General features: G+C 70.2%; 16 protein-coding genes. 5 read left to right on the top strand and 11 right to left on the bottom strand.

Annotated elements, in window-relative coordinates; genetic code table 11:
• Positions 1-147 precede the first annotated feature (147 nt).
• Positions 148-1,236 (top strand): ABC transporter permease, encoded by a 1,089-nt coding sequence (locus BLV63_RS03715; RefSeq protein ID WP_066216202.1) that lies wholly within the window; start codon positions 148-150, stop codon positions 1,234-1,236.
• A 43-nt stretch (positions 1,237-1,279) separates the two neighbouring features.
• Positions 1,280-1,981 (top strand): ABC transporter ATP-binding protein, encoded by a 702-nt coding sequence (locus tag BLV63_RS03710; RefSeq protein ID WP_066216200.1) that lies wholly within the window; start codon positions 1,280-1,282, stop codon positions 1,979-1,981.
• 104 nt (positions 1,982-2,085) lie between these two features.
• On the opposite strand, the gene BLV63_RS03705 is transcribed toward BLV63_RS03710, so the two are convergent.
• Together BLV63_RS03705 and pta are read right to left on the bottom strand one after the other, a co-directional pair.
• The gene (locus BLV63_RS03705) at positions 2,086-3,261 is read right to left on the bottom strand and encodes an acetate/propionate family kinase (RefSeq protein ID WP_066216196.1); all 1,176 of its coding nucleotides are present in this window, start codon (positions 3,259-3,261) and stop codon (positions 2,086-2,088) included.
• Positions 3,262-5,367, bottom strand: coding sequence for a phosphate acetyltransferase (gene pta / locus BLV63_RS03700; RefSeq protein WP_066216195.1), 2,106 nt, complete (start codon positions 5,365-5,367; stop codon positions 3,262-3,264). It abuts the gene before it with no gap.
• 173 nt (positions 5,368-5,540) lie between these two features.
• Here pta and BLV63_RS03695 point away from each other — a divergent pair, with 173 nt between their 5' ends.
• Positions 5,541-5,882, top strand: coding sequence for a DUF1801 domain-containing protein (locus tag BLV63_RS03695; protein ID WP_254780449.1), 342 nt, complete (start codon positions 5,541-5,543; stop codon positions 5,880-5,882).
• Between the two features lie 183 nt (positions 5,883-6,065).
• Here the strand turns inward: BLV63_RS03695 and BLV63_RS03690 are convergent, their stop codons facing one another.
• Both BLV63_RS03690 and BLV63_RS03685 read right to left on the bottom strand, forming a co-directional pair.
• On the bottom strand, positions 6,066-6,935 hold the full coding sequence (locus BLV63_RS03690; RefSeq protein ID WP_066216193.1) for a DMP19 family protein: 870 nt from the start codon (positions 6,933-6,935) through the stop codon (positions 6,066-6,068).
• Between the two features lie 115 nt (positions 6,936-7,050).
• Positions 7,051-7,716, bottom strand: coding sequence for a pentapeptide repeat-containing protein (locus BLV63_RS03685; protein WP_066216191.1), 666 nt, complete (start codon positions 7,714-7,716; stop codon positions 7,051-7,053).
• A 167-nt stretch (positions 7,717-7,883) separates the two neighbouring features.
• Here BLV63_RS03685 and BLV63_RS03680 point away from each other — a divergent pair, with 167 nt between their 5' ends.
• Both BLV63_RS03680 and BLV63_RS03675 read left to right on the top strand, forming a co-directional pair.
• Complete coding sequence (locus tag BLV63_RS03680) at positions 7,884-11,411, top strand: DEAD/DEAH box helicase (RefSeq protein WP_066216189.1); 3,528 nt, start codon at positions 7,884-7,886, stop codon at positions 11,409-11,411.
• Between the two features lie 158 nt (positions 11,412-11,569).
• Complete coding sequence (locus tag BLV63_RS03675; protein ID WP_066216186.1) at positions 11,570-11,752, top strand: hypothetical protein; 183 nt, start codon at positions 11,570-11,572, stop codon at positions 11,750-11,752.
• A 121-nt stretch (positions 11,753-11,873) separates the two neighbouring features.
• Here the strand turns inward: BLV63_RS03675 and BLV63_RS03670 are convergent, their stop codons facing one another.
• From BLV63_RS03670 to BLV63_RS03640, 7 genes are all read right to left on the bottom strand, one after another.
• Positions 11,874-12,536 carry an NAD(P)H-binding protein gene (locus BLV63_RS03670; RefSeq protein WP_066216185.1) on the bottom strand — a complete coding sequence of 221 codons (663 nt, stop codon included), beginning with the start codon at positions 12,534-12,536 and terminating at the stop codon, positions 11,874-11,876.
• Positions 12,537-12,556: 20 nt separating this feature from the next.
• Positions 12,557-13,600 carry an NAD(P)-dependent alcohol dehydrogenase gene (locus tag BLV63_RS03665; protein WP_066216183.1) on the bottom strand — a complete coding sequence of 348 codons (1,044 nt, stop codon included), beginning with the start codon at positions 13,598-13,600 and terminating at the stop codon, positions 12,557-12,559.
• Positions 13,601-13,741: 141 nt separating this feature from the next.
• A complete protein-coding gene (locus tag BLV63_RS03660) occupies positions 13,742-14,218 on the bottom strand; it encodes a hypothetical protein (RefSeq protein WP_139244637.1) in 477 nt (158 codons plus the stop codon).
• 127 nt (positions 14,219-14,345) lie between these two features.
• A complete protein-coding gene (locus tag BLV63_RS03655; protein ID WP_074784463.1) occupies positions 14,346-15,290 on the bottom strand; it encodes a LysR family transcriptional regulator in 945 nt (314 codons plus the stop codon).
• Between the two features lie 470 nt (positions 15,291-15,760).
• Complete coding sequence (locus tag BLV63_RS03650; protein ID WP_066216178.1) at positions 15,761-16,174, bottom strand: heat shock protein transcriptional repressor HspR; 414 nt, start codon at positions 16,172-16,174, stop codon at positions 15,761-15,763.
• A 10-nt stretch (positions 16,175-16,184) separates the two neighbouring features.
• On the bottom strand, positions 16,185-17,147 hold the full coding sequence (locus tag BLV63_RS03645; RefSeq protein WP_066216176.1) for a DnaJ C-terminal domain-containing protein: 963 nt from the start codon (positions 17,145-17,147) through the stop codon (positions 16,185-16,187).
• Between the two features lie 78 nt (positions 17,148-17,225).
• Positions 17,226-17,870 carry a nucleotide exchange factor GrpE gene (locus BLV63_RS03640; RefSeq protein WP_066216174.1) on the bottom strand — a complete coding sequence of 215 codons (645 nt, stop codon included), beginning with the start codon at positions 17,868-17,870 and terminating at the stop codon, positions 17,226-17,228.
• Position 17,871: the final 1 nt, after the last annotated feature.

Here is a 17,871-nt window from a genome sequence, read left to right as displayed (position 1 = left end):
ACGCCGCCGCACCCCATCAACCTTTCGGTTGATTCGGCGCTCAACCACAGCGAGCGCCCGGTTCAACCACCCCGCCGATGTGCGCGCGCTCGCTCCGCGGGAGGCTGGAGATACGCCAGAAACCCCGGCATTCCAGGAGACCCCACCATGTTCCTCGCCCTCCGCGACCTTCGCTTCAGCAAGGGCCGTTTCGCCCTCATGGGCGGAGTGGTCGCGCTCATCACCGTCCTGCTCGTCATGCTCTCCGGCCTCACCGCCGGCCTGGCGCACCAGTCCACCTCCGCGATCGGCGCCCTGCCCGCCGGCCGCGTGGTCTTCGGGGCGCCGCAGGGCACCGCGGCGAAGGCGAGCTACGCGGATTCCGAGGTCACCCCCGAGCAGGCCGCGGCCTGGTCCCGGGACGCCGGCGTCACGGCCGTCCCGCTCGGCATCTCGCAGGGCAAACTGCGGACCGGCACGGCGGCGTCCACCCCCGACGGCGGCCGCACCACCAACGCGGCGTTCTTCGGATCGGACGGCGTCGGCGGCACTGCCCTGGCACCCGTGACGCCCGGCAAGGGCGAGATCGTGCTCAGCGAGTCCCTCGCCTCGGCGCTGAACCTGTCCGACGGCGGCGTCCTGAACAGCAACGGCACGGATCTCAGGGTGAAGGCCGTCGTCCCGGACCAGTGGTACTCGCATCTCGCCGTCGCCTGGGTGGGCCTGGGCGACTGGCAGCAGATGAACCGGGGCCGCGAGGCCACCGTCCTGGTGGCGCCCGGCGCGGACGCCACGGCCGCGGATCGCGCGGACAGCCGGAACGGCACCGTCAGCGCGGAGCGCACCGCGAGCTTCCAGGCGCTCGAGTCCTTCAAGAGCGAGAACGGCTCGCTGCTCCTCATCCAGGGGTTCCTCTATGGCATCTCCGCCCTGGTGGTCGGCGCGTTCCTGAGCATCTGGACCGTGCAGCGCACCCGGGACATCGCCGTCCTCAAGGCCCTCGGCGCGACGCAGGGCTACGTCTTCAAGGACGCCCTCGCGCAGGCCCTGATCGTGCTGCTGAGCGGCACCGTCCTGGGCGCCGTGATCGGCGGGCTGGGCGGCTGGTTCGCCGGGCAGGCCGCGCCGTTCGTCCTGGGGCCGCTGACCATCGCCGGTCCCGTGGTCGGCATCGTGCTGCTGGGCCTCGCGGGATCCGCCCTCGCCGTCCGCAAGGTCACCCGCGTGGATCCGCTGCTCGCACTCGGCGGCAGCTGAGCCGGCCCGCCCACACCCCCGTCGTCATCACCAGGAGGACCTCATGAACACGCCCGCACTGCAGCTCGAATCCGTCACCGTCGACTACCCCGACGGCGCCGGCACCATCACCGCCCTCGACCAGGCATCGCTCACCGTGCGTCAGGGGGAATTCCTCGCTCTGACCGGCCCGTCCGGCTCCGGGAAGTCCACCCTGCTGGCTGTCGCCGCCACACTCGTGAAGCCGACGGCCGGGCGGATCCTGGTGGACGGCCGCGAAGTCCAGGCGCTGGGCCGGAAGGAGCAGGCGGCCCTGCGACGCGAGAAGCTGGGCATCATCTTCCAGCAGCCGAATCTGCTGCCGTCGCTGACCGCCGTCGAACAGCTGCTCGTGACGCAGCATGTCCGCGGCTTCGGAGGGAAGGCCGCCCGCGCGACGGCGGAGCGGCGGGCGCGCCGGCTGCTCGCCGCCGTCGGGCTGGAAGGGCAGGAGGACAAGCGTCCGCATCAGCTGTCCGGCGGGCAGCGGCAGCGGGTGAACATCGCCCGGGCACTCATGGGCGAGCCGAGCGTGCTCCTGGTGGACGAGCCGACGGCGGCGCTGGACGAGGAGCGCAGCCGCGCCGTGGTCGAGCTGCTGGCCCGGATCACGCACGAGTTCGGCACCGCGACGGTCATGGTCACGCACGATCTGGAGTTCGTCGAGCTCTGCGACCGCGAGGCCCACATGCGCGACGGGAAGCTCAGCGAAGCCGCCTTGGTCTGAGCCGCCCCGGCTGACCTTCCGCTGAGTTCGGGGGTTCGTTCCGGGAGCGGTGCCTCCAGGCCCCGGTTTCGGAACGAACCCCCGAACTCGGCAGAAAAAGGGCGTCAGCCCGCGACGACCTCCGCCGTGGCCTCGGCGATCGCCTGCTCCTCGTTCGTGGGGATCACGAGCACCGGGATCCGCGACGCCTCAGTGGAGATGAACCGCGGCTCCTTGGAGCGCACGGCGTTGAGCTCCGGGTCGAGCTCGACCCCCAGGGCCCCGAGCTGCTCACAGACCAGCGCGCGGAACGGCGAGGAGTTCTCCCCGATCCCGGCCGTGAACACGATCGCCTGCGCCCCGCCAACGGCCACGTGGTACGCGCCCACGTACTTCGCCAGACGGTAGGCGGCCACCTCGAGCGCCCGCCGCGCGCGCAGGGGGTCGGCACCGGAGGAGGTCCCGTCGTCGTTGCCCACGGCTTCGGCGGCGTCCACCAGCGTCCGCATGTCGTTCGAGCCGCCCAGGCCCAGGAGCCCCGATTCGCGGTTGAGGAGATCGTCCAGCGCGTCCGCGTCCAGGCCCTGGCGTCCGAGGAACACGAGGATGGAGGGGTCGATGTCGCCGGAACGGGTGCCCATCACGAGGCCTTCGAGCGGGGTGAAGCCCATGGACGTGTCCACCGAGGCCCCGCCCTTGACCGCCGTCGCGGAGGCTCCGTTGCCAAGGTGCAGGATGACGCCGTTGAACTCGTCCGGCGCCTCGCCCAGCAGCGCGGCCGCACGGGCCGCGACGTACTGGTGGCTCGTGCCGTGGAAGCCGTAGCGGCGGATGCCGTGGCGCGTGTAGAGCCAGTCCGGCACAGCGTAGCGCCAGGCCTTCTCCGGCAGGGTGCGGTGGTAGGCGGTGTCGAACACGGCCACCTGCGGCAGCTGCGGCCACTTCTCGGTGATGGCACGGATGCCGAGCACGGCGGCGGGATTGTGCAGCGGGGCCAGCGGGTTGAGCCGCTCGATGGCCCGCGTGACCTCGTTGTTGATCAGGACCGGCTCGGCGAACCGCTCGCCGCCGTGCACCACACGGTGTCCGACGGCGTCCACCTGCCGGTCGCCCAGGACCTCGTGCAGGCGGGCCGCCACGATCTCCAGGGCCGCGCCATGGTCCGGGACCGCGGCCGGGGCGTCGCCGTCGGGCTGCCCGATCCGCTCCACGAGGCCCTCCAGCAGCACCTCCCCCGCGTCGACGTCGCGCACCTGGTACTTCAGGGATGAGGAGCCGGAGTTGATGACGAGGATGAGCATTCAGTTCTCCTGGGATGCGGCGGGCGACGGCGCGGCGACGCTCTGGGCCTGGACGGCGGTGATGGCCACGGTGTTGACGATGTCCTCCACCGTGCAGCCCCGCGAGAGGTCGTTGACGGGCTTGTTCAGGCCCTGCAGCACCGGCCCGACGGCGACCGCGCCGGAGGACTGCTGCACGGCCTTGTACGTGTTGTTTCCGGTGTTGAGGTCCGGGAAGATGAACACGGTCGCCTGACCGGCCACGTCCGATCCCGGCAGCTTGGCCGCGGCGATCGCGGCGTCCACGGCGGCGTCGTACTGGATGGGGCCTTCGACGGCGAGGTCAGGCTTGCGCTCCCGCACCAGTTCCGTCGCGGCCCGCACCTTGTCCACGGTCGCGCCGGTACCGGAGCCGCCGGTGGAGTAGCTGAGCATCGCCACGCGCGGGTCCACCCCGAACTGCCGGGCCGTCTCGGCCGAGGCCAGCGCGATGTCCGCGAGCTGTTCGGCCGTGGGCTCCGGGTTCACAGCGCAGTCTCCATAGGCGAGCACGCGGTCCTGCATGAGCATGAGGAACACGGAGGACACGATCGCCACGCCCGGCCGGGTCTTCACGAACTCCAGCGCGGGACGGATGGTGTGGGCGGTGGTGTGCGCGGCGCCGGAGACCATGCCGTCCACGATGCCCAGCTGCACCATCATGGTGCCGAAGTAGCTGACGTCGAGCATGGTCTCGAGGGCCTTGGCGAGATCGACGCCCTTGTGGGCGCGGAGCCGGGCGTACTCCTCGGCGAACCGCTGGCGCAGTTCGCTCGTGGCCGGGTCCACCAGGGTGATGCCGTCCAGGGAGACGCCGTGTGCGGCGGCCAGTTCCCGGACCGCGGCCTCATTGCCGAGGATGGTCAGCTCGCAGACGTCGCGGCGGCGCAGGATCTCGGCGGCCCGCAGGATCCTGAGGTCCGTGCCCTCGGGCAGCACCACGTGGCGGCGGTCCGCCTGGGCGCGGCCGATCAGTTCGTGGAGGAACCGCAGGGGGGTCATCGACGCCGGTCGGCTCAGGTTGAAGCGTTCGAAGATCTCGTCCTCGTCCACCTGGCGGGACCACTCGCCCAGGGCCGACGCCACCTTGCGACTGTTGCCCGTCGAGATTTCGCTGCGCACCCCGGAGACGGCCGTGGCCGTGTGATACGTGTCCTCGGGGTGGGCGAAGAACGGGAACGGGGCGCCTGCCAGCAGCGGCAGGATGTGCGGGTCCGGCATGAGGCCGCCGCTGAGGACGACGCCGGACGGCACCGGGAAGTCGGGCGATTGCGTGGAGGCGAGCACGCCGGCCAGGATGTCGGCCCGGTCTCCGGGGGCGATCACCAGATCGCCGGGCTCCAGGGCGCCGATGAAGTTGCCGAGGCTCATGGCGGCCACCTTGACCCCGGCCACTTCACGCTCCATGTCCGCGGTGCCCGCGAGCAGTTGGAGGCCCAGGGCCGCGGAGATCTCGCCGGTGGTGGGACGGGCCATCTCGGGCCGTTCCTCCAGGACGTAGACGGGGCGCTTCAGGTCACCGGGACGGATAGCGGCCCGCACCTCGTCCACGTGGTCCGGATCCGCGCGGTTGACCATCACCATGAGGAGGTCGGCATGCACGGCGGAGAGCTCGGCGCGGACCACGTCCACCGCGTCCGCGATCTCCTCCGACTTGAGGTCCTTGCCGCTCACCACGGCCACGACGGGACAGCCGAGGTCCTTCGCCAGCTGGGCGTTGAGGTCGAACTCGACGGCGGAATCGGCGCCGGAGAGGTCGGAACCTTCCACGATCACCACATCGCACAGGGCGGACACTTCGCTGAAGACCTGCACGCAGCGGGTGCTGATCTCCTCGCGGCGTCCCTCGGCCACCAGGCGGCGGGCCTCCTTGAGCGTGAGACCGGCACGGCACACGGCGGGATCCAGGTGGTAACGCGTGCGGATCAGCTCGACCATGGGGTCGTGGTCCGGGGTGTCGCCGGGGACCACGGGCCGGAAGTACCCGATCCGTCCCGCCCGGCGGTAGAGGGCCTCGGCCAGGCCGAGGGCCACCACGGATTTGCCCGATCCCGTGGAGGTGGCGGTGACGTAGATTCCTGTGAACATGGCGCTCCTGAGGGTTGTTCCACCCCCATCTTTTCACCGCGGTTCCCGGCCGCCCATAGCGTGGGTCACTATGTCGCGAGGTTCACACACCCGCCCCGCCGCCGTAGGCTGGAAACCGGCCGCCAGCCCGGCCGCACCTCAGATCCGATGCACCTTGTGATGGAGGCTCCACCATGCTGTTCAGCAAGAAGGGCGACGACGCCGCACTCGCCAAACTCCGGGAAGCCCCCGCCCCGTACGCGGAACTCGGCGAGCGCCTGCACGCCATCATCCGCGAGAACGCCCCGTCCCTGGAACCGGTGGTCCGCTGGGGCCTCCCGTTCTACGTCCGGAACGGCGAGGACATCTGCTACATCAAGACCGGCAAGGACTACCTCGCCTTCGGCTTCGGCGAATCCGTGAACCCGGCCTTCCAGGAGGGCGCGGCAATGCACCCGATCGTCTGGAACATCACGTCCCTCGACGCGGACACCGAAGCAACCCTCGCATCCCTGATCTGCACGGCAGCGGGCTGACGCCCACCCCTTCAACCCACGACGACGGCGAGGGGAACCCGCCGTCGTCGCGCGTCAGGGCGCCGGGGCACTGAGATGCGGCGGCTTGCGTCAAGGGGCCCCGTGCCCCGACCCGAGCGCAAGCGACCCGCAGGGCACGGGGATAGCAAGCAGAGCATGTCCGTCAGTGCCCCGGCCTCCCGCTTACACCTCGGCGCCGGCGGGTTCCAGCTCGTCGTCGTCGATCTCCTCGATCTCGACCGCGGCCACGACCTCGAGCGACTCCGGCCGCAGCATGAGGGCCTCGTCCTCGAGCTCCACCATGATGTACTCCTCACCGTCGGCCAGGAAGTGCCAGGCCACCACGGTCTCGGCCTCGTAGACGAAGTTGGGGTCTCCGAGGGTGATCTTCTCCAGTTCCACCTCGGCGACGTCGCACAGTTCGCGGATGATGATCTCGAAGTCGGGCATGTCCTCCAAGGAGGCGGCCTCGGCCTGAGCGCGGCGCTCCTCGAGGTCCTCGACGGTGGCGAGGCGTTCGTCGATCACGGCGTCCAGGCCGTCCTCGTCCACCACCAGCAGGCCCTCGAGGCTGCGCAGCCAGGCGGCGTTGAGCTCCATGAGGTCCTCGGTCTCCAGGAGCGCTTCGAACTCGTTGTCGAGCTCCTCCTGGGCCAGGACGGCGTCGCTGACTTCGCTGTCCTCATCCTCGGCGTCGCCGTCCAGATAGGCGTCGACCTCGTCCTCACTGAGGGCTTCGAAGGCCGCGTCGGTGCGGTTGAATAGGTCCAGGTGAGCCTTGGCGCCCATGGCCTCCAGCCCGCCACGGACGTAGGCGTCGATCTCTTCACGGTCCGTGGCCGTGAAGACGTACTGCGCGAAGCCGCCGCCCAGGGCCTGGGTCAGGTAGAAGTCCACGTAGTAGCTGCGGAGGGCGTCCTCGGCGATCTCGTCCTGGCCCAGGAGCTCCTGGTACATGGCGTTGACCACGGTGACGTTGCCGTCCACCACTTCATCGGGGCCGGCTTCAAGGCTTTCCTTGAAAAGGACGACGGGGAGCTGCTTGCTGGTCATGCTGATCCTCACTCGAGAAGTCCACGGGACACTTCGACCGTACGCGCCGTCCCTGGGAGTGACCGGAGGTCCCGGGTCACGGGCGGGTGAACCTTGGGTGAACTGAGCCGGGCGCTCAGCCCTCTTTCACGTCGATCCCGGCCTGGAGCGCCATCTGCACGGCGAGCTCCCGCACCTGGGACTCCGTCAGGGTGGCGCCGCGGAGGCCGGTCACCGACGTGAAGACCCGGGCGTCCAGGCCGCGGAGGTCGACGTCGGTGGCGTCGAGGTCGCGGCTGTCCACGTCCTCGGCGCTGCTGTCCCGGAACGCGACGCGCTTGAGCTTCGCCAGCGGCACGTCGAGGGTGCGGAGCCGGCAGCCGGCCACCACCATGTCATTGCCCTCGGCGCCGTTCAGGCCCAGGTAGTCGATCCGGACGTCCCGCAGTTCGAGGCTGTCCATCTCCGTGCCCGAGAGGTCCAGCGTGCCGATCCTGCCGCCGCTGATCCGCACGCGGCGGAGCCGGGCGTTCCGGAGCACGAGTTCGGTGACCTGCAGGTCCTCGACGTCGAGGTCCGTCAGGGTGGCGCCGGTGAGGTCCAAGCGGTCCAGGTGGGCGTCCCGGATCACGCATTCGCTGAGGTGGGCGTGGGATGCGTCGACGTCGCCGGACAGCCCGAGCACGGCGCTCTCCGAGACCTCGTCATAGCGCCGCAGCCCGTCCACCTCGCCGAGGTGAGCGGGCAGATCCGGCGCCGCGGCCCGGGGTGCGGCGGGGCGGTTCTTCCTCGTCTGTGCCATGCCGTTCAGCCTATCGGCCATGTCCGACAGTGCCCGTGGATTCCGCCCCGCGCGGATCCGGCCACCGGGCGCGGCCCGCGTGTGTCCCCGGCCGGCACACCCGCTCCAAACCCCCTGTGCTCCATCTCGCAGACCGCTCCCGGGCTGCTCGCACTAGACTGTTGTGGATGGCCACCTCGCAGGCCCAGGAACGCTTGGGCACCCTCGCCGCGCGCTTTGACGAAGGCAGCGTGGAACGCGGCTACGAGTATGCCCGCCAGGAGCGCGTGTTCAACGTCGTCTTCGGCCGCACCACCGGGCTGCTCACCGGCCGCGTGGAAGGCACCCGCTCGTACCGCGCCGTCGCCAAGCTGCAGCCCAAGGACGACTCCTGGATCTGCCTCACCGCCCTCTGCGACTGCCCGGTCCGGCAGGACTGCAAGCATGTGGCCGCCCTCCTCTTCGCCGCCAAAGAGCGCGGCCTCCTGGACTCCGACGACGCCGTCGCCCGCCGTCGCCGGGGCCCCGCACCGCTGCCCGGGGCGGCGCAGTCCGCCAACGGCTCGGCGCCCACCTCGCCGGCCGCGTCGTCCGCCTGGGAGAAGGCCCTCGCGCCCCTCCTGCCCGAATCGGCCACCACCGTCTCCTCCACCACACCTCAGCTGGCCCTGCTCTTCGAGGTGACCGATCCCAAGCCGGCCGTGTCCCGCGGCGGCCGCGTCTACAGCCAGGCCGAACCCGCCGGCCTGCGGGTCCGCCCCATGTCCATGGGCGCCCGCGGCAAGTGGATCAAGAGCGAGGTGGCCTGGACGAACATCAACTACCTCAGCTACTACCGGAAATTCAGCCGGGAACAGACGGACGCCCTCGCGGAATTCCTCGAGCTGTCCCGCATGCCGGGCCAGTATCAGGGTCCCGCGGGCCAGTGGCTGGAGCTCTCCCAGTACAACGGCAAGCACCTGGCCACGGCCCTCGCGGACCTGGCTGGCAAGGGGATCCTCCTCATCCAGGACACGGATCCGCGGTCGCCCGGCGTGCGGCTGGAGCGTGAACCGGCCGTCCTGGAGCTCTCGGTGGGCCGCCGGAAGGACGGCGGCCTGGACGTCGCGCCGCGGCTCGAAGCCCACGGCCGCGATCTCGATCTGAAGAAACTCCACTTCACGGGCGAACCCGCGGCCCTGGCATTCCACGGCGGGGCGTCTGTCCCGGGCGGCCTCGTGGACGGGACGCTCGTGCTGACGCCGCTCGCGCCCGCCTCCCCCGAGATGGTGGCGTTCGCGCGCGCCGCGGAGTCCGTGCACATCCCCGCGGCGGACGAGGACCGCTTCCTCAGCGAGTTCTACCCGCGGCTGCGCCAGGGCGCCCCCGTGGTCGCAGCGTCCGAGAGCGTGCGCCTGCCGACCATCGGCAAGCCCGTGCTGTCCCTCCTGGCCGACTACCGCAAGGACCACCGCCTGGACCTGCACTGGGAGTGGCACTACACGAGCAACGGCAAACAGGTCTCACAGCCACTCGCCTTCGACCGCGCCGATGCCGGCTACCGGGACGAGGCCCAGGAGAAGAAGATCCTGAATTCTCTCGGCAAGCCGTGGGAGGTGGTGGCCGCCCTGGCCACCGAGCCGACGATCGGGCCGGACGGGCTCTGGACCCTACCGTCGCTCGCCCCCACCGCGACCCTTCACGGCATGGACACCGTCGCGTTCACGGAGGAGGTGCTGCCGCAGCTGCGCACGGTCCCGGACGTCGAGGTGGACGTCAACGGCGTGGTCCCTGACTTCCAGGAGGCCGTTGAAGCCCCGGTCGTGCACGTCTCCACCCTGGACAAGGACGATCGCGACTGGTTCGGCCTCGAAATCGTGGTCACCCTCGAAGGCGAGCAGGTGGCGTTCGGCCAGATCTTCTCCGCGCTGGCCTCGGGTCAGACGCGCATGGTCCTGCCGAGCGGCAAGCACTTCCCCCTCGACAGCCCCGAGCTCCAGCAGCTGCGCGAACTGATCGACGAGGCCCGCGCCCTCTCCGACCGCCCCGGGGAGGAACTCCAGATCAGCCGCTTCCAGGTGGGTCTGTGGGAGCAGTTCGCGGCGATCGGCGTCGTGGAGGAGCAGGCGAAGGAGTGGCGCCGCAGCGTCACGGGGCTGCTCAACGTGGACGACTCCACGCGGGATCTCGCGGCCCCCGCCGGCCTGCACGCCGAACTGCGCCCCTACCAATTGGAGGGTTTCCGCTGGCTCCGCTTCCTCTACGACCACCGGCTGGGCGGCGTCCTGGCCGATGACATGGGCCTCGGCAAGACCCTCCAGACCCTGGCGCTGCTGTGCTCGCTGCGCGAGGATCCCACGGGCACCGCGGACGACGACGGCGCCTCGGCCGGCCCGTCCGCGGCGGTCACCACGGCTGAGCCCGCCGCAGCGGTGGCCGGCGAGCGCGCGGACGGCGGGCCGGCGTCGTCGGCGTCCGCAGATCCCGTGGCGACCCGCGCCCCGTTCCTGGTGGTGGCGCCCAGCAGCGTGGTGTCCAACTGGGCGATGGAGGCGGCACGCTTCGCCCCCGGGCTGAAGACCGTGGCCGTGGCGGAGACGTTCAAGCGCAGCGGCCTGAACCCGGCGGAGGAGTTCGCCGGGGCGGACCTCGTGGTCACGTCGTATGCGCTGTTCCGTCTGGAACTCGAGCAGTACCAGAAGCTCTCCTGGGGCGCGCTGGTCCTGGACGAGGCGCAGTTCGTGAAGAACCACCAGTCCAAGGCGTACCAGGCGGCGCGGAAGCTCGACGCCCCCTTCAAGCTCGCGATCACGGGCACGCCCCTGGAGAACAACCTCATGGAGCTCTGGGCGCTGCTGTCGATCGTGGCGCCGGGCCTGTTCCCGAGCCCGGGGAAGTTCGCCGAGTATTACCGCCGGCCCATCGAGGTCCACGGCCACCCGAAGCTGCTGGCCAAGCTGCGGCAGCGGATCCGTCCGCTCATGCTGCGCCGCACCAAGGAGCAGGTGGTCAAGGAGCTTCCGCCGAAGCTGGAGCAGGTCCTCACGGTCGAGCTGAATCAGCGCCACGCGAAGGCGTACCAGACGCATCTTCAGCGTGAGCGGCAGAAGATCCTGGGGCTCCTGGAGGACGCGAACAAGCACCGCTTCACCATCTTCCAGTCGCTGACCCTGCTGCGGCAGATGGCGCTGGACCCGTCCCTCGTGGACCCCGAGCTGAGCGGGGTGCGGTCGAGCAAGCTGGACGTCCTGTTCGAGCAGCTGGAGGATGTGCTGGCCGAAGGGCACCGGGCCCTCATCTTCAGCCAGTTCACCGGGTTCCTCGGGAAGGTGCGGGAACGGCTCGATGCGGCGGGCGTGCAGTACGCGTATCTGGACGGCTCCACGCGGCAGCGCGCCGACGTGATCGCATCCTTCAAGGATGGCGACGCCCCGCTGTTCCTCATCAGCCTGAAGGCCGGTGGCTTCGGCATCAACCTGACCGAGGCGGACTACGTGTTCCTCCTCGATCCCTGGTGGAACCCGGCCAGCGAGGCTCAGGCCGTGGACCGGGCGCACCGGATCGGCCAGGACAAGCAGGTCATGGTGTACCGGCTGGTCGCGAAGGACACCATCGAGGAGAAGGTGATGGCTCTCAAGGCCAAGAAGTCGAAGCTCTTCGACTCGGTGGCCGGCGACGAGGCCCTCGCGTCCACGCACCTCACCGCGGACGACCTCGCCGGGCTGTTCCGGGAGTAGGCCTCCCTCCTCCGTTGCGGGGTCACTTGACGTCCCCTCCAGGGGTCACAGCCGACATCACGTGACCCCGCAAGGGCAGCGCGAGGAGCCCCCTACCGGTGGCCAGAGGCCCGGGCTTAGCCTGAAAGGGCAGTGTCCATGTCTGCCGAGGAGGAACCATGACGGACTTCCGCAGTTACACCGCCGAGGAACGGGCCAGCTTCGTCGCCCCCGCCTGCGACATGTGCGGCCAGCACCGCCACGTGCGCTGGGTGCCGGTCGAGGACGGCGGCGACCCGCCCCGCTGGATGGCGCGCGACGCCGGGTGCAGCAACGAGGCGTGCACCGGCTTCCGGGTCTGACGCCCCGCCCGGGACCTCCGGCCGCTCGGACCGGCCTCGCGAAAATGCGCCCTGTTTCACCCTTCGCGGGGATATTGACCCGCACAAGGTGAAACAGGGCGCGGAACTCGGCGAGCCGGGCTCAGCCCCGCAGCGCGGCGAGCGCGGCCACGGCGTCCGCCACCGGCGTCGAGCCGTCGGTGAGCTCCACGATCTCCCGGCTCACGCCCGGCTCGTGCAGCACCTCGGCCAGGAACGCCGCCACATTGCCGCGGCGGACGTTCCCGTACTCGATGGCGGGCCCTGCGGTGACCAGGCCGTCGCCCGGTTCGTCCTTGAGAGTGCCGGGGCGGACGATGACCCAGTCGAGGTCCGTCCCGGCCAGGTGCACGTCCGCGGTCTTCTTGACCCGCATGTAGTGCTCGAAGCCGGCGTTCGGGGAGTCCCCGCCGCGCCCGGCGTCGGGGAACACGGACACCAGCACGAACCGCTGCACCCCGGCCAGGGCCGCGGCGTCGGCGGCCTTCACCAGGCCGTCGCCGTCGATCGCGGTGGTCAGCTCCTGCCCGGTGCCATGCGCCCCCGCGGAGAACACGACGGCGTCGTGCCCGGCCAGGTGGCCGGCCAGCGTCTCCGTGGAGTCGGCGATGAGGTCGCCGAGCACGGACTGCGCCCCGGTCCGGGTGATGGTCTCCGTCTGTTCAGGGCTGCGGTGCATGCCGGTCACCTGGTCCCCTCGCTCCACGAGGAGCCGGGAGAGGATGCTGCCGATGCCGCCGGCCGCGCCGATCTGGAAAACCTTCATGGTGTCTCCTTCCGGAGTGGTCAGCCGATGGTGGACACGTCGATGACGAAGCGGTACCGGACGTCGGATGCCAGCACGCGCTCGTAGGCGTCGTTGACCTGGTCCGCGTCGATGACCTCGATCTGCGCGCCGATGCCGTGCTCGGCGCAGAAATCGAGCATCTCCTGGGTCTCCGGGATGCCGCCGATGTTCGAGCCGGCCAGGGCCTTGGCCCCGCCGATCAGGCTGAAGATGTTCAGTTCCAGCGGCTCGCCCGGGGCGCCCACGCAGACCATGGCGCCGTGCGGCTTCACGAGGCGCAGGTAGTCGTCCAGGGGGATCTTGGCGCTGACCGTGTTGATGATGAGGTCGAAGCTGCCCTTGAGGTCCTGGAAGGTGGTCTCGTCGCTCGTGGCGTAGTAGTGGTCGGCGCCCAGCTTGAGCCCGTCCTCCTGCTTCTTGAGGGACTGGGACAGCACGGTCACCTCGGCGCCCAGGGCGTGAGCCAGCTGGACGGCCATGTGGCCGAGGCCACCGAGGCCGATCACGGCGACCTTCTTGCCCGGGCCGGCGCCCCAGCGGCGCAGCGGCGAGTACGTGGTGATGCCGGCGCAGAGGAGCGGGGCGGCGACGTCGAGTTCGAGGGAGTCCGGGATCAGCAGCGTGAACGCGTCGTTGACCACCACCTGGCTGGAGTAGCCGCCCTGGGTGATGGTGCCGTCGCGGTCCTTGGAAGCGTAGGTGCCCACGCTGCCGTTGAGGCAGTCCTGCTCCTGACCGGCCAGGCACTGCTCACATTCGCGGCAGGAGTTGACCAGACAGCCCACGCCGACGCGGTCGCCGACCTTGCGGGTGGTGACCTCGGAGCCGACGGCGGCCACGATGCCGGCGATCTCGTGGCCGGGGGTCAGCGGGTACGGGACGGGGCCCCAGTCACCGCGGACGGTGTGGATGTCCGAATGGCAGATGCCCGCGTACTTGATGTCGATCAGCACGTCATGCGGGCCGAGTTCGCGGCGTTCCACGGTGGTGCGGATGAGCGGTTCCGTGGCGGACGGCGCGGCGAGAGCGGCAACGGTGGTCATGAGGACTCCTTCGCAAGGGGGATGTCAGGTCCAAAGGGTTGAACCGGCCGGGGCGGGAGGTCATTCCCCGATCTCAGGATTCACCCGCATTTCCCACTCTGGCACAGCCGGACTCCCGTGGGGAGGGCTTGCGGGAACCGCTCAGGGAATCCCCGGCGGAAGCTCATCCGCGCCGTCGAGTCCGAGCGGCGGTTCCACCAGCAGGGACAGCGGGAAGCCGGAGAGCAGCGCGATCATCTCGTAGTAATCGGCGGCGAACACGTAGCCGGGCAGTTGGAACTCGCCGGCCCTGAAGTCCAGATAGGCCGCATGGGAGGGGAAATAGTCCTCCGGGCGGCGGTCCTGCAGGAAGGCCTTGGCGATCGCGAGCTCCCGTGCGGCTTGAAGGAAGATCAGCTGCCGTGCCGTCTCGGTGGGGTCCTGCACGGTCCACCAGCGTTGACGCCGCAGCGTCTCCACGACGGCGAGCTGCACCTCTTCGGCGAACCGCTCCGCCGCCTCCCAGGGCGACGGGTGCGCGGCCACGGCTTCCAGCAGGGCTTCGACACAGACCGGGCAGCCCTTCGGCCCCCGGCCGCTGTGCCGTGGCCGGACCACGCAGTTGATGATCACTCTCACGGGCTCACCCCGCTCAGTTCCCGGCGGCGGGAAGGTGCGGGCACGAGGTGCTCAGAGGTCGGGCGAAGAGACATGACGAGGTCCTTTCAGCGGGACAGGGGGAGAGCCCCTGCGCTTCAGGGGCCGGTCAGGAAGAGGAAGTGGCGCCGATACGGGAGCGGCGTGCCTGGGCGGCGCGGCGCGGGTCCTTGAGCACGGCCTGGGCCGCGGCGCCGAGGGCACGGACCAGGACGGGGGCCGGCTTTCCGGCCAGCCGCACCACGGCAAGCGGGGTGGAGACCTCCGGTTCGATCAGCGGCAGCACGTGGATGGACGGATCGTCACGGCGGGCCGCGACGGCGGTCTCCGGGACGACGGCGGCCCACAGCCCGGAGGTGACCAGGCTCAGGAGCGCCTCATTGGAGTCCGCCTCCAGGCGCGGCTTGATCTGGAGTCCGGCGGCCCGCCACGCCTCATCGGCGAGCTGGCGGGCCCGCATGTCGGCCGCCAGGAGTCCGAGGGGCACCTCGGCGAGCATGCGTCCCGTGATCGATGGCTGGTCCTCGGGGAACATGCCCGGAGCGGCCACGACCACGTTGGTGACCTCACCGAGAGGCACCGACACCAGATCCGGACCATCGGCCGCGGACGGGTGGATGATGCCGGCGTCGAGTTCGAAGGCCCTCAGCCGCGCCACCACGTCCTCGCTGTTCAGCCCGGATTGCACGGTGGACCGCACCAGCGGATGCGCGTCCACCAGGGCCGACACCACCGCGGTCGCGAGGGCGATCCCGGCCGGGATGGTGCCGATCCGCGCGACGCCGGTGAGCTGGCCCCGTGCCGCCGCGATCTCCGCGGAGAGCGCCTCCTGGTCTGAGACCACGCGGCGGGCCCAGGTCAGCGCCATCTCGCCTTCGGGCGTGAGGCCCTCGTAGGCATGGCCGCGGCGGACCAGAGGCACCCCGAGTTCGACCTCCAGCTTCCGCACCGCCTCCGAAAGCGTCGACGGCGAGACGAAGCATGCCGCGGCCGCCCGGCCGAAGTGCTCCTCGCGCGCCAGGGCGACGAAGTACTGGAGTTGTGTCAGAAGCATGGCATCCCATCTGGTCGTGATCAGCGGACTGGCGTCCAAAGGAGATGAGAGGAACCGTCCGGGACCCGCTCCCTCGCGGTTCCCCTCACCTCAAGAGCTGCGGAAGAAGACCTCCGCAGCGTCGTGGGACCTTCGCTGGTGCCCCACGTTCGTACCGCCTTGACGGGCGGTGGCTTGTCATCGTTGTGCTTTCAGCCTATGAGCGCTATCCTTCGGCGTCCATGGGGCCATACCGACTGGTCATTCGGAGCTGCCGAACAACTGGGCGGCGCGGACGAACGAGCGGAAAGACGGCTGAACGCGGGGTTCCTGCGCCCGGTGGGCGGCGGAAAACCCGTCTTCGGACACACGAAAGGCGGGACACCTGCCTGGTGTCCCGCCCCTGGTGATGCGGTCCTGGTGGTCAGGCCTGGGACGGCACGGGATTGCTCAGAATCCGCACCGGATGCGAACGGGCGCTGCCCGGAACGCTACGGCCGCCAGATGACGACGGCCTGGCTCCGCGGCGTCGGGCGCTGGCCCCGCGCGAGCGGGACCACGTCGCCGGCCGACACCCCGGCCGCGAAGACCCGGGGTTCCTGCGCCGCCGGGCGTCGCTCCAGCTCCTCGGTCAGTTCTCGGACGCGGGACTGCAGAGCCGCGACCTGGTTCTCCAGTTCGAGGATGCGCTTGATGCCCTCCAACGAGACGCCCTCCTGGGAGAGGCGCTGCACCTCACGCAGCCGGTCGACGTCGTGCTGCGAATAGCGGCGCGCTTTGCCCGGCGCCCGGCTCGGCGAGACGATGCCCAGCCGGTCGTACTGACGCAGGGTCTGGGGGTGCATCTCGGCCAGCTCGGCGGCAACCGAGATCACGAAAAGCGGTTGATTCAGGTCGATCGCCATGGCTCACCTCCTACAGCACGGCGTGGGCGGCGATGACCGCCCGGGGGTCCTCACCGGCGGTGGCGTCGGCGAAGGCCTCGACTGCCGCCTTGGCGGCGTCGTTGAGCTTCTGGGGCACGACGACGTCGACCGTCACCAGCAGATCGCCGGTGGCCTTCGCCGTCTTCACACCGCGGCCCTTGACCCGCAGGGTGCGCCCGCTCGGAGTGCCGGCGGCCAGGTGGAGCTTGACCTTCTCGCCCTCCATGGTCGGCACCTCGATGTTCCCGCCGAGAGCGGCTTCATTGAAGCTGATCGGCACGTGGATGCGGATGTTGTTCCCGTCCCGCTTGAAGAAGGGGTGCTCCTTCACGTGGACGGTGATGATCAGGTCACCGTTGCCGGCGGCGCCGGGGTTGCCCTTGCCCCGCTGGCGGACCTTCTGGCCGTCCTTGATGCCGGCCGGGATCTTGACGTCAATGACGTTGCCGTCCGGCTCGCGCAGGCTGACCGTGGTGCCCTGGATCGAGCCTTTGAAGGAGATCGTGGTGCTCGCCGTGCGGTCCGAGCCCTTGGTGGGCTGCTGCTGGAAGCCGCCGAAGCCGCCCCCGCCGAACAGATCGGCGAATTCCGGCGGGATGCCTCCCGAGGCGCCGCCCCGGGTGCGTCCACCCTGGTTGAAGATGCCGCCGAAGAGATCCTCGAAGCCGCCGGGTCCGGCGCCCTGTCCGCCGCTGCCCGGGGCGAAGCGTGCGCCGCTCCCCATGGCGCGGATGGCGTCGTACTGCTGACGGTCCTCCGGGTTGGAGAGCACCGAGTTGGCCTCGGTGATGTCCTTGAACTTCTTCTCCGCTTCGGCGTCCCCGGCATTGGTGTCGGGGTGATACTTGCGGGCGAGCTTGCGGTACGCCTTCTTGATGTCGGCGTCGGACGCGTCCTTGGCGACGCCAAGGATCTTGTAAAAGTCCTTCTCAACCCAGTCCTGGCTTGCCAAGGGCGTTTCCTTTCCTGTCTGAAAATCCAAAGGGGGCGGTGCGGGCGCCGTGGCGCCCGCACCGCAGATGGCTCCCGCTTACTGCGGGACCGCGACGATGACCTGCGCAGCCCGCAGGACGCGGGAAGAGGTGCGGTAGCCGGCCCGGAGGACCTGGCTGACCGTGTCCACCTCGACCTCGCCGGGCTGCTGGATGAGGGCCTCGTGGATGGTGGGGTCGAATTCGACACCCGTCTCCTCGATGCGCTCCAGTCCGTAGGTCTTGAGCGTGTTCTCCAGCTTGCCGGCGATCGAGGCGAACGGGCCGTCGGAAAGGTCCCCGTGGGCCCGTGCCGCGTCGATGTCGTCCATGACCGGCAGGATGGCGTTCAGCACGCCGATGACGGCCATCTCGCCCGCCACCGCCCGGTCACGTTCCACCCGCTTGCGGTAGTTGACGTACTCGGCCTGGAGGCGCAGCAGATCGTTGCGCAGTTCCTCCGCCTCGGACGACGACGGGGCGCTCCCCGCATCGGCGCCCGCGGCGTTGAGGATCTCCTCGGCCTGGCTGAGTGCATCACCGTTCGCGTCGGTGGCGCCGCCACCGGCTGGAGCTTCGGAGCCCTGGGGGGTCCGTGCCTGGCCGGTCTCCGGGTCGACCTTGCGGTTGTCCCGGATGACCGGCTCCTGGCGCTCGTCCCCGGTCCCGGAGCCGTGTTCTGCTTCGTTACCGTGGTGCGGCATG

The organism is Arthrobacter woluwensis, assembly GCF_900105345.1.
Classification (GTDB): Bacteria; Actinomycetota; Actinomycetes; order Actinomycetales; family Micrococcaceae; genus Arthrobacter_E; species Arthrobacter_E woluwensis.
This window is presented reverse-complemented; position numbering and strand designations above follow the sequence as displayed.